Raw genomic sequence first — 11747 nt, forward strand, 5'->3', positions numbered from 1 at the left:
TACACTTTGCTAACTAGATATATGATATGACATCAGTGTCTAGTAGGTTGATACTATAGTATCAACTTTTTAATATCATGACCCTATTGTGGCACATGGGGTTTAGACCTGAAATTTCGTCTTACAGGCCAATTTATTTTCTATAGTCTCATCAGGTATTTTACCAGTGAAAATAGAATCAGCGATAGGTTACTACGTTCTCTAGTGCCCCTTATTTTAATTTCAGCAATATCAATTATGATGTCTTTATCTGTGGATGTCGTGTGCTATAGAAATAATAATGGGAAAGCTTCCTCTTTGTAATTAGGTCACTAAATGAATATAGGTTTTGCAGTGCCTAATACTATACACGTTTGTTCTAAAAGCAATTCTTCACTTAGAGATTCGCTAATTATTACTTAATAAGTTAGATATACCGATTTACCTAACCGCTAATTAAGATTGCACTGCGGGCTTTTGAAAGCCACTTTTATTCAAAACTATACATATAAGAACTGTGATCTGTATAGGAATTTCTGTTGTAAAAACGTTGGTTGTTAGAAGTGCACGCACTATCTATATATGATGAGCAATCTAGATAAGCTTTGCAGAATAGCTTATCTAGATTATTTTGAACGATTCTTATTTTCTCCTTGTTAGGTGTGGAGATAGACCATTCTATAGGCTATAGGCAACTGCGATTAGCCAGTAATATTTATTGCTACTGTTTTTTCAATTCATGTTACTTCTATTTATTTCTAATCATTGGAAGGGTTGGGTATTTGACTTAATCTAAACAAAAATATTCGGGCATATTGAGGCTTTTTTTTGTCTAAAACTTTGCCAATTATCACTAATGTGGCAGCTAAATGCGCTAGATGCATAAATCACCTTGATCCCAGACACTGAACTCAGGTTTAATAAGGTTAGTCACTTGCGCAAAAATGTAAGCATTAAGGGATATTTTGCGCAATGGAATGGATTCAGCTTTGCGGCAGTTCAATTTATTAGCGATCTGCTGCCATGAACATAGCAAATATTGCGGTATGGGTAGAATTGGGTTACTTTCAATCGCTCTATTCGTGAAATGCTCAATTTGTTGTCGATGTGCTATGGCTCCTTAAAGTAGGGAACATATGGGATACATCGCTAAATTGATGTTTTCATGTTACAGCGAAATTAAAGTAGCACTATCCGTATTGCGTTGTAAAAATTGGTTTAAGTACGTTTTTATCCTACCTGGAGTATACTGATGACGACTCGTAAAACCCTTGCTAATGCTATCCGCTTTCTAAGTATGGATGCGGTTCAAAAAGCAAAATCAGGGCATCCTGGCGCGCCAATGGGCATGGCTGATATTGCTGAAGTACTGTGGCGTGACCATATGAATCATAACCCAGCTGACCCACACTGGGCAGATCGTGACCGTTTTGTACTGTCAAACGGCCATGGCTCAATGTTGATTTATAGCTTACTGCACCTCACTGGTTATGACTTATCTATTGAAGAGTTAAAAAATTTCCGCCAATTACACTCTAAAACACCGGGCCACCCAGAATATGGCTATACTCCAGGTGTTGAAACAACAACCGGTCCTTTAGGTCAAGGCATTGCAAATGCAGTGGGTTTTGCGATTGCAGAACGTACATTAGCAGCGCAATTTAACCGCCCTAACCATAACGTTGTTGACCACCACACTTATGTGTTCATGGGTGATGGTTGTATGATGGAAGGTATCTCGCACGAAGCGTGTTCTTTAGCGGGTACACTGAAATTAAATAAACTGATCGCATTCTATGATGACAACGGTATCTCTATTGATGGTGAAGTTGAAGGTTGGTTTACTGACGATACCGCTGCACGTTTCGAATCTTACGGTTGGCATGTTATCCGTGATATCGACGGCCATGATGCATCACAGATCAACGCGGCAGTGAATGAAGCGAAAAGCCAAACTGATAAACCAACACTGATTATGTGTAAAACTATTATTGGTTTTGGTTCACCAAACAAAGCGGGTTCTGAGTCTGTTCACGGTGCGCCTTTAGGTGATGCTGAAATTGCAGCAACTCGTGAAGCTCTGGGGTGGAGCTACGGCCCATTCGAAATTCCTAAAGATATCTATGAAGCTTGGGATGCTCGTACTGCAGGTAAAGAAAAACAAAGCGCATGGGATAAAAAATTCGCCGCGTATGCAGCGCAATTCCCTGAACTAGCTGCGGAATTCACTCGTCGTATGAATGGTGAATTACCTGCTAACTTTGACGCGGATGCAAAACAATTTGTTGAAAATCTGCAACAAAACCCAGCAAATATCGCAAGCCGTAAAGCATCACAAAATGCATTAGAAGCATTTGGTAAAGTATTACCTGAATTTATGGGCGGTTCTGCGGACTTAGCGCCAAGTAACTTAACCATGTGGTCAGGCTCCAAAGCACTGAACGTAGACCCAGCGGGCAACTACATTCACTACGGTGTTCGTGAATTTGGTATGTCAGCTATCATGAACGGTATCGCGTTACATGGTGGTTTCATTCCTTACGGTGCGACATTCCTGATGTTCGTTGAATACGCACGTAATGCGGTTCGTATGGCAGCACTGATGAAAGTGCGTAGCATCTTTGTTTATACTCACGACTCTATTGGTCTGGGTGAAGATGGCCCAACTCACCAACCGGTTGAGCAACTGGCAAGTCTGCGTGTGACACCAAATGTCAGCACATGGCGCCCTTGTGACCAAGTTGAATCTGCTGTGGCGTGGAAATATGCTATCGAACGTAAAGATGGCCCAAGCGCATTAATCTTCTCTCGTCAAAATTTAGAGCAACAACCTCGTACTGCTGAGCAATTAGCCAATATTGAGAAAGGGGCTTACATTCTGAAAGATTGCGCAGGCACGCCTGAGTTAATCTTTATTGCGACAGGTTCTGAAGTGGAACTGGCCGTTAAAGCGGCTGAGCAATTAACATCAGAAGGCCGTAAGGTCCGTGTTGTTTCTATGCCATCAACCGATGCATTTGATAAACAAGATGCGGCATACCGCGAAGCTGTTTTACCTGCCAATGTGACAGCACGTGTTGCTATCGAAGCGGGTATTGCAGATTACTGGTTCAAGTACACTGGTTTAAACGGTGCCATCATCGGTATGCATACCTTTGGTGAATCTGCTCCAGCCGAAGTTCTGTTTAAAGAATTCGGTATTACAGTAGAGAAAGCGGTTGAAGCTGCAAAATCTTTACTGAAATAAAATAAGAAGGAATGAGCCCCGAATTTTGGTTCTCATTTCTAATTATCTTGCTGAACAACGCCTAGTGATAAGCTAGGCGTTGTTTTTTTGTGCACCAATATAGGATTTTCTATTGCGTTCTGTAAATATATCCCTTAATCTAACCTTAGATAAGCTGAACCGTTTCAGTTGTGTGTTGCTGAATGAAAATATTTTTTAAAAATGTCGGTTGAAGCACACTTTTGATGTTTGACAGCTAAAATGAGCAGTAGAGTTGGTGTGAGTCAGTTATCCTTAGCAACCGTGTGATTTTGCTCAGATACAAGGTGTAGAATGGCAATCAGGGTAGCAATAAACGGCTTTGGCCGCATTGGTCGAAGTGTTCTAAGAGCGTTGTATGAATCTGGCCGTCGGGCAGAGATTATCGTGGTGGCGGTTAACGAACTTGCTGAACCTGAAGGTATTGCGCATTTGCTGAAGTATGATTCCAGCCATGGGCGTTTTGCTTGGGATGTACGGCTTAACGGAACACTTTTACAAGTTGGTGATGATAATATTCGTTTATTTCATCAACGTGAGCTGCATGAGTTGCCTTGGAAAGAGCTGGGTATTGATGTCGTTTTAGATTGCAGTGGGGCTTATGGCTCACGGGATGATGGGTTACTGCATTTAGCGGCAGGGGCGAAAAAAGTGTTATTTTCTCACCCGGGTACTGACGACCTTGATGCCACTATCGTTTATGGTGTTAACCATGAAAGCCTAACCGCTCAAGACAAGATTGTTTCCAATGCTTCTTGTACCACCAATTGTATTATTCCAATTATTAAATTACTTGATGAGGCATTTTCGATTGAATCGGGGACAGTGACGACGATTCACGCGTCAATGAATGACCAACCCGTTATCGATGCCTATCATAAAGATTTACGCAGAACTCGCGCAGCGAGTCAGTCTATCATTCCTGTTGATACCAAATTAGCCGCAGGAATTACACGAATTTTTCCGAAATTTAAAGACCACTTTGAAGCCATTTCTGTTCGTGTACCGACGACGAATGTGACAGCGATTGATTTGAGTGTTACCGTACATGACGATGTTTGTGTTGAAAAAGTCAACCAACTACTGCGAAGCGCTGCACAAGGGCATTTTCGTGGTATAGTGGACTACACAGAATTACCGCTAGTCTCGATGGATTTCAATCATGATCCACACAGTGCTATTATTGATGGTACACAAACGCGAGTCAGTGGTAAGCATTTAATTAAAACCCTGGTTTGGTGTGATAACGAATGGGGGTTTGCTAACCGGATGCTAGATACAACATTAGCAATGGCAGCGACAGGTTTAAACTAATTGGCGACTGACAGACAGCAGGGCATGATAACTTTATTGTTTTGCACAGTCGCTGATGGAAACTTTATAGAGAATCAACGAGAGGATTCACCATGTCTGTAATTAAGATGACCGATTTAGACTTAGCGGGTAAACGCGTATTCATCCGTTCTGACTTAAACGTTCCTGTAAAAGATGGCAAAGTTACTTCTGATGCGCGTATTCGTGCTTCATTACCAACAATTGAAGCTGCTCTGAAACAAGGCGCTAAAGTCATGGTCACTTCTCACCTTGGTCGCCCGACCGAAGGCGAGTACAACGAAGAGTTTTCACTGCAACCTGTTGTTGACTATCTGGCCGATAAAATGGATTACCCAGTCCGTTTAGTTAAAGACTACCTTAACGGTGTTGATATCGAAGCTGGCGAGTTAGTTGTGCTGGAAAACGTTCGCTTTAATAAAGGCGAGAAAAAAGACGACGAAACGCTGTCAAAACAATATGCGGCATTGTGTGATGTTTATGTGATGGATGCGTTTGGTACGGCTCACCGTGCACAAGCGTCAACACATGGTGTTGCTAAATTCTCTCCAGTGGCTTGTGCTGGCCCACTACTGAGTGGTGAGTTAGAAGCATTAGGTAAAGCATTAGATAACCCAGCTCGCCCAATGGTTGCGATTGTTGGTGGTTCTAAAGTGTCAACTAAACTGACTGTATTAGATTCTCTATCTAAAATTGCAGACCAGTTAATTGTTGGTGGCGGTATTGCGAATACCTTTATCGCAGCGGAAGGTAACAATGTTGGTCGCTCATTATATGAAGCAGACTTAATCCCTGAAGCGAAAAAATTACTGGCAAACTGCCAAATTCCAGTACCGACTGATGTTCGCGTTGCAACTGAGTTCTCCGAAACTGCACCTGCAACTCTGAAAGCAAGCACTGAAATTAAAGACGACGAACAAATTCTGGATTTAGGTGACGAATCTGCACAGCGTTTGGCTGAGATCCTGAAAAATGCCAAAACCATTCTTTGGAATGGCCCAGTAGGCGTGTTTGAGTTCCCTAACTTCCGTAAAGGTACTGAGATCGTTGCAAAAGCGATTGCTGATAGCGACGCATTCTCTATCGCTGGTGGTGGTGACACCCTAGCGGCTATCGATTTATTCGACATTGCTGACAAAATTTCATATATCTCTACTGGTGGCGGTGCTTTCCTTGAGTTCGTTGAAGGCAAAAAGCTCCCTGCCGTTGTGATGCTAGAAGAACGTGCTAAAGCGTAATTAATTGTTCATACACAACAGGCAGCGTAGGCTGCCTGTTTACCACAGGACCTTTTCACATGTCTAAAATTTTTGATTTTGTTAAACCGGGTGTTCTTACTGGTGATGATGTACAGAAAGTTTTCGCAGTTGCTAAAGAAAATAACTTTGCATTGCCAGCGGTGAACTGTGTTGGTACGGATTCAATTAACGCCGTACTTGAAGCGGCCGCTAAAGTTCGTGCTCCAGTTATTGTTCAGTTTTCTAATGGCGGTGCTGCATTTATCGCAGGTAAAGGCCTGAAAGCTGAAGGCCAACAAGCTGCAATTTTAGGTGCGATCTCTGGTGCTTATCATGTACACCAAATGGCTGAGCACTATGGTGTTCCTGTTATTCTGCATACTGACCACTGTGCGAAGAAATTACTGCCATGGATCGATGGTCTGTTAGATGCAGGTGAAAAACACTACGCAAAAACCGGTAAACCACTGTTCTCTTCTCACATGATTGACCTGTCAGAAGAAACACTGGAAGAAAACATCGAAATCTGTGCTAAATATTTAGCGCGTATGGCTAAAATCGATATGACTCTGGAAATCGAACTAGGCTGTACTGGTGGTGAAGAAGACGGTGTTGATAACACAGGTATGGACAGTTCTGAGCTGTATACTCAACCAGAAGATGTTGCATATGCATACGAAAAACTGAATGCAGTAAGCCCGCGTTTCACTATCGCGGCTTCTTTCGGTAACGTTCACGGTGTTTATAAACCAGGTAACGTTCAGTTAACGCCAAAAATCCTGCGTAATTCACAAGACTACGTTTCAGAAAAATATAACCTGCCACACAACAGCTTAGACTTCGTATTCCACGGTGGTTCTGGCTCAAGTGCTGCTGAAATCAAAGAAGCAGTTAGCTACGGTGTTATCAAAATGAACATCGATACTGATACTCAGTGGGCAACTTGGGATGGTATTTTACAGTACTACAAAAAGAACGAAGGCTATCTGCAAGGTCAGTTAGGTAACCCAGAAGGTGCGGATAAACCTAACAAAAAATACTATGACCCACGTGTGTGGCTGCGTAAAGCACAAGATTCAATGGTTGTTCGTTTAGAACAAGCATTCAAAGAACTGAACTGTGTTGATGTACTGTAATTAACGCGCATTAAGTTTTTTGTGATTAATCCCCTAGTAAGGTAACTTGCTGGGGGATTTTTTGATCATGTAGATACTGGTGCTTTACTTAATTGTGAAAGTAGTTTTAAAAACAGCGCTTCACTTTGTGTTAGCGGTTTACTCGCCTCGGTGATTGCACATATGTGGTTATGAAAGACAGGGGAGTCGCTCATTTCTATGAGTGAATGGCGGAAATTAATATGTGAGGCATAGTTTTCCGGTAAAATACCCACATAGTGGCCTGAAGCGATAAAGGTAGCTACAGCCTCAAGGCCAGCGGCTTCAGGGCCTCGGCTAAATTCACCCGATGCTAAAATACTTTCAGTGAATGGGTGTGGCCGATAAACTAATGCTAGATTATGTTTGTTGTTGGCGGTATTGGCAGAAACATAAAGTTTATGGTTTTCTATAAATAAGAATTGATAATTATAACGGTTATTTTCGTGATATTGCCCGCGAATACCGATTTGAATTGTTCTGTCACTAAGCGCTTTATTTAATTGATTATGGTTGAGGATGCTTAGCTCTAATTTAACATTAGGCGCCTCTTGGGTAAATTGAGCAATAGTGGCTGATAGATGACAGAGTGGATCCGTTAATATATGTTCAATAACACCAATAACTAATGTTCCAGATAAAATCCCATGGCGTTCATCGACTTCAGTTTTGATATTATCTAATGCTTTCAAAGCAGTATTGGCTTTTTCGATAACAAATAAACCTGACTCAGTTAGCTTAAAACCAGAAGGGCCTCTTTCACACAATTGGACACCGAGTTTTTCTTCAATTTCACGGATATGGCGGCTTATTGATGCTTTTGACATATTTAGTTTTTTTTCTGCAATGGTAAAGCCACCAGCTTCTGCAACGGAAGTAAAAACACGTAATGATTTTAAGTCTTTTTCAGTTAATTTTTTATTATGCATATTTATACCTATTACGTGAAATCAATCACTAAATGCTAATCTATCTTATTTTTTATTGGGATACAAATAGCATAATTAATACTATTTTATTTTAATTATTAAAATTGTTTTTATTTATATAAAAGGTTTAATTTTATGAAACCATAGGATCAAAAATATCACTTTTATTCCTAGCGGATACGTATATCTTAAAGTTGTAGTTGTTAATAGATTGTTACCAAAGTGGCGCCACAAAATAATAATTAATCCAAATATATATAAATACAAAAGGATTCTAATTTATGGTCACAGATGAATTGTTAACAATAAAATTAGATATGATTACATTTACAGCATTAGGGGCCTTATTATTAATTGCTAGTAATGTAATCATAAAGAAATTTCCATTTTTTATGAAATATTCAATTCCTAGTCCGGTGATCGGCGGGTTTATGTTTTCTATTGTAATGTGGTTAGCTTATCAATTTAATATTGTTGAGCTTAATTTTGATAACACATTATATGACTTATCGATGTATATATTTTTCGTCACAATAGGTTTAATGACAGGTGTTAAATTATTAGTGAGTGGTGGAAAAATATTGCTAATTTATATGGTGATTTGCTGGGGGCTGGCATTTATGCAAAATGGCGTCAGCATTGGTTTATCATATGTTTTAGATATTGAGCCACTAGTTGCTATGATGGCAGGCCAAGCCTCGATGCAAGGTGGTCATGGTATGGCGGCATCTTTAGCACCGCTGATTGAGTCCTTTGGTCACGACCAAGCCCTGAATGTTGGGTTAGCGGCTTCGACTTTTGGTTTGATTGCAGGGTCAATTCTAGGAGGGCCTGTTGGGAACTGGTTGATCCAAAGAAATAAATTAAAAATTGAAACTGACCATGTTGATTTGGACAATTTAGCGGAAAGTAACGATACCGAAGATAAAATTACGGCTCAACAATGTATTATTACAGGAGCAGTTATTTTAAGTATACTCGCTATCGGAATGCCGACAGCAAAATGGATAAGTACAGTAACAGGGTTTACTATTCCTGGACATATTTTTAGTTTGTTTGTTGGTGTTATATTTCATTCAATCAATGAAAGAAAACCAATAATTAAAATATCTCGCAATACAGTAGTATTAATTTCTACTTTATCACTAGAAATGTTTTTAGTGATGGCTATGATGAAGTTAAAACTTTGGGAATTATATGAGTTAGCGTTACCTCTAACTATCATATTAATATCACAAGTTATTACAACAATATTAGTTGCCATATTTGTTGTTTATCGCGCATTAGGTAAAAACTATGATGCTGCTGTTATGTCCGCTGGTTTTATTGGACATGGTTTAGGTGCAACACCAAATGGCTTAGTGGTTATGGACGCTATTTGTAATAAATATGGTTTATTCTCACGAAAGGCATTCATTATTATACCAATCGCCGGAACAGTATTAACGGATATTGTTGGTGTCCCTCTATTTGTATTCCTAGCTAACACATTTGGTGGCTAAGAAATAAAAAAACAACAAAAGAAAGAAAACTAAATCTAAGAAGGAATAGTTTGTATGAAAAAATTAACGACACCCCCACATGTTGGCCATAAAACATTTTTATATTCAGAATTAGTGACTGAATTGACCAACATTGAAGCGGATATTGCCATACTAGGGATGCCATTTAGTTCAGCTTATAGTGCTCATGCATTTACCAACGACCAATCTCGTGCTCCACAATATTTACGTGATATGAGTGACCGAATTGTTAGGCATCCAGATCATTATGATTTTGATATTGATGGGCCACTACTCCAAGGCCGTAAAGATATTAAATTTGTTGACTGTGGTGATGTTATTCCTGATTTATCAAAGCCTTTGGGGGAGCACCATCAGCGTGCAGCTGAGGCAATTCGACAGTTATTAAGAGCTAAAGCACTTCCCATTGTTTTAGGGGGCGATCATGGGATCACAACGCCTATTTTGCAGGGATTTGATGAAGTAGGGCCAATTACACTTGTGCATATTGATGCACATTTAGATTGGCGTGAAGAGGTTAATGGGGTGGATACCGGCCTTTCAAGCCCGATCCGCCGCGCTTCTGAAATGAAGCATATAGGTGAAATTTTCCAAATTGGTTTACGTGCACAAGGTAGCGGACGCCCTGCGGATTACCAAGCGGCTAAAGACCATGGTGCGCATGTTATTCCGGCCTATGAACTGCATGAGGTTGGCATGCAAGCCATTTTAGACCGCATTCCAGATAATTCGAACTACTATATTAGTATTGATGCCGATGGTATTGACCCGAGTATCATGCCTGGAGTTGATGGCCCGGCTCCTGGTGGGGTGACTTATTTGCAAGCTCGTAGCCTAATTCACGGTTTAGTGAAAAAAGGTCGCGTTGTTGGTATGGATATCGTTGAAATTACACCCGCAAAAGATATTCCCTCTAAGCTAACTGGGGTGACTGCTGGGCGTTTTGTTGTGAATTTAATTGGAGCATCCATTCGCGCAGGCTATTTTAATAAGAAATAACGCAGCCAATTAATGTTGTGCTAACAATAAAGTGGGAGATACATTTCCACTTTATTGTTAATTTGCAGGTGTCCCTTGATGAAACCTTAATTGCCATTGGTTTGCTGAATTTTTTAGCCAAATAGATGAGCGGTTAGTTAGCTTGGTTTTATCCCCATCTTGCTGTTCAAAACTGATATAAGTCATCAACACCGTATTATCACTCAATTGCGAACAGTGGAAATTTTCGGCGTAAATCGTTTTAGCTGTTTCATTAGCCAATGACGCTAAGGTATCGAGTTTATCGGTTGAAAAGCCAGAACGACCAAATTCAAAAAAATCCTCATGTAATATCTCGCGAAGAAAATCGCTATTCTGTCGGTTAGTACTGTTATGTAATTTTTTTTCTAATTCAATCAGTTTATTCATCACTCGCGTGCCCCCAATTGTTGTGCCAGTTTCTCAGCGAGTTGAGTCACCGTATCCGAAGTATTTGCTTGGAAATGCATCGCAATTTCCATTTCTTGAGCAGCAGGGAAACCTTCTTCTTCTGTTAAAATTCGATGTTGAGGAAGTTTTGCTCGTAAAGGTAATAAACTAACACCTAACCCATCTGCGATAGCACTTTGAATACCTGCAAGGCTAGAACAAGTATAAGTTATGTGCCAAGGGCGCTGTTCACTATCTAATAATTTGAACATATCATTACGGTAGAGACCGTTTTCAGGAAAAACCACCAAAGGTACTGAATCATTACTTAAACGTTTATATTGGTTGCTTGTTAGCCAGCACAAAGGCTCCGGCCAATGGTAATCACTTTTAAATTCCCCTTTTTTCTGTTTCACAATAATTAAATCTAATTCGCCATGTTGGTAGCGCTGATGAAGTTGTCGGCTTAGGCCACTCGTGACTTCTAACCGCAGATTGGGGTTAGCTTGCATAAATGCGGCCAGTGTCGGCGTGACTTGGCCAGAAGCGAGGTCTTCAGGAAAACCGAGCCGAATAGTTTGAATGACGGCATTGCCAGTGATTTTCATAAAGAAGGTATCATTGAGCGCCAATATATTTTTTGCATAACTCAACAAAACTTCACCAGTTTCGGTTAAGGTTAGTATGCGGTGCCCTCGGACAAATAAAGGCTGACCGACTAAAGCTTCTAGCCGTTGAATTTGCTGGCTCAATGTTGATTGTGTTGAATTTAAATGCTGTGAAGCCACGGTGAAATTCCCTGTTTCAGCAACAGTGACAAAGGTTTTTAACAAAACAAGATTGAGCAATGGATTCATTTTATAAATACCAGTCATTTAGTTATTTAATTTTTAAATAGCATACTTTTTCAGTAGATTAAA

At 40.2% G+C, this 11747-nt stretch carries 9 protein-coding genes; 6 read left to right on the forward strand and 3 right to left on the reverse strand.

Annotation, left to right across the window (positions count from 1 at the left end):
- Window positions 1–1231: 1231 nt before the first annotated feature.
- The 4 genes from tkt (at window position 1232) to fbaA (ending at window position 6950) form a co-directional block, all read left to right on the forward strand.
- Complete coding sequence (tkt, locus tag M1F17_RS03775) at window positions 1232–3226, forward strand: transketolase (RefSeq protein WP_112307854.1); 1995 nt, start codon at window positions 1232–1234, stop codon at window positions 3224–3226.
- Window positions 3227–3538: 312 nt separating this feature from the next.
- On the forward strand, window positions 3539–4558 hold the full coding sequence (epd, locus tag M1F17_RS03780) for an erythrose-4-phosphate dehydrogenase (RefSeq protein WP_004905387.1): 1020 nt from the start codon (window positions 3539–3541) through the stop codon (window positions 4556–4558).
- A 92-nt stretch (window positions 4559–4650) separates the two neighbouring features.
- Window positions 4651–5814, forward strand: coding sequence for a phosphoglycerate kinase (gene pgk, locus M1F17_RS03785; protein ID WP_004905385.1), 1164 nt, complete (start codon window positions 4651–4653; stop codon window positions 5812–5814).
- Window positions 5815–5873: 59 nt separating this feature from the next.
- A complete protein-coding gene (gene fbaA, locus M1F17_RS03790) occupies window positions 5874–6950 on the forward strand; it encodes a class II fructose-bisphosphate aldolase (protein ID WP_094962157.1) in 1077 nt (358 codons plus the stop codon).
- 65 nt (window positions 6951–7015) lie between these two features.
- Here fbaA and M1F17_RS03795 read toward each other — a convergent pair whose 3' ends face one another.
- Window positions 7016–7897, reverse strand: coding sequence for a LysR family transcriptional regulator (locus M1F17_RS03795; protein WP_206277868.1), 882 nt, complete (start codon window positions 7895–7897; stop codon window positions 7016–7018).
- 317 nt (window positions 7898–8214) lie between these two features.
- On the opposite strand from M1F17_RS03795, the gene M1F17_RS03800 reads away from it, so the two are divergent.
- On the forward strand, window positions 8215–9399 hold the full coding sequence (locus M1F17_RS03800; protein ID WP_257468751.1) for a sodium/glutamate symporter: 1185 nt from the start codon (window positions 8215–8217) through the stop codon (window positions 9397–9399).
- Between the two features lie 54 nt (window positions 9400–9453).
- Window positions 9454–10419 carry an agmatinase gene (locus M1F17_RS03805; RefSeq protein WP_094962160.1) on the forward strand — a complete coding sequence of 322 codons (966 nt, stop codon included), beginning with the start codon at window positions 9454–9456 and terminating at the stop codon, window positions 10417–10419.
- 57 nt (window positions 10420–10476) lie between these two features.
- Here the strand turns inward: M1F17_RS03805 and M1F17_RS03810 are convergent, their stop codons facing one another.
- Both M1F17_RS03810 and M1F17_RS03815 read right to left on the reverse strand, forming a co-directional pair.
- Complete coding sequence (locus tag M1F17_RS03810; RefSeq protein WP_165879170.1) at window positions 10477–10827, reverse strand: DUF4440 domain-containing protein; 351 nt, start codon at window positions 10825–10827, stop codon at window positions 10477–10479.
- Window positions 10827–11684, reverse strand: coding sequence for a LysR substrate-binding domain-containing protein (locus tag M1F17_RS03815; RefSeq protein WP_172766826.1), 858 nt, complete (start codon window positions 11682–11684; stop codon window positions 10827–10829). The genes M1F17_RS03810 and M1F17_RS03815 overlap by 1 nt, the downstream gene beginning before the upstream one ends.
- Window positions 11685–11747: the final 63 nt, after the last annotated feature.

This window comes from Providencia sp. PROV073 (genome assembly GCF_033688125.1).
GTDB classification, from domain to species: domain Bacteria; phylum Pseudomonadota; class Gammaproteobacteria; order Enterobacterales; family Enterobacteriaceae; genus Providencia; species Providencia hangzhouensis.

Coding starts and splice junctions, on each gene's coding strand:
- tkt (WP_112307854.1), top strand. CDS start 1,232: ATGACGACTCGTAAAACCCTTGCTAATGCTATCCGCTTTCTAAGTATG.
- epd (WP_004905387.1), top strand. CDS start 3,539: ATGGCAATCAGGGTAGCAATAAACGGCTTTGGCCGCATTGGTCGAAGT.
- pgk (WP_004905385.1), top strand. CDS start 4,651: ATGTCTGTAATTAAGATGACCGATTTAGACTTAGCGGGTAAACGCGTA.
- fbaA (WP_094962157.1), top strand. CDS start 5,874: ATGTCTAAAATTTTTGATTTTGTTAAACCGGGTGTTCTTACTGGTGAT.
- M1F17_RS03795 (WP_206277868.1), bottom strand. CDS start 7,897: ATGCATAATAAAAAATTAACTGAAAAAGACTTAAAATCATTACGTGTT.
- M1F17_RS03800 (WP_257468751.1), top strand. CDS start 8,215: ATGATTACATTTACAGCATTAGGGGCCTTATTATTAATTGCTAGTAAT.
- M1F17_RS03805 (WP_094962160.1), top strand. CDS start 9,454: ATGAAAAAATTAACGACACCCCCACATGTTGGCCATAAAACATTTTTA.
- M1F17_RS03810 (WP_165879170.1), bottom strand. CDS start 10,827: ATGAATAAACTGATTGAATTAGAAAAAAAATTACATAACAGTACTAAC.
- M1F17_RS03815 (WP_172766826.1), bottom strand. CDS start 11,684: ATGAATCCATTGCTCAATCTTGTTTTGTTAAAAACCTTTGTCACTGTT.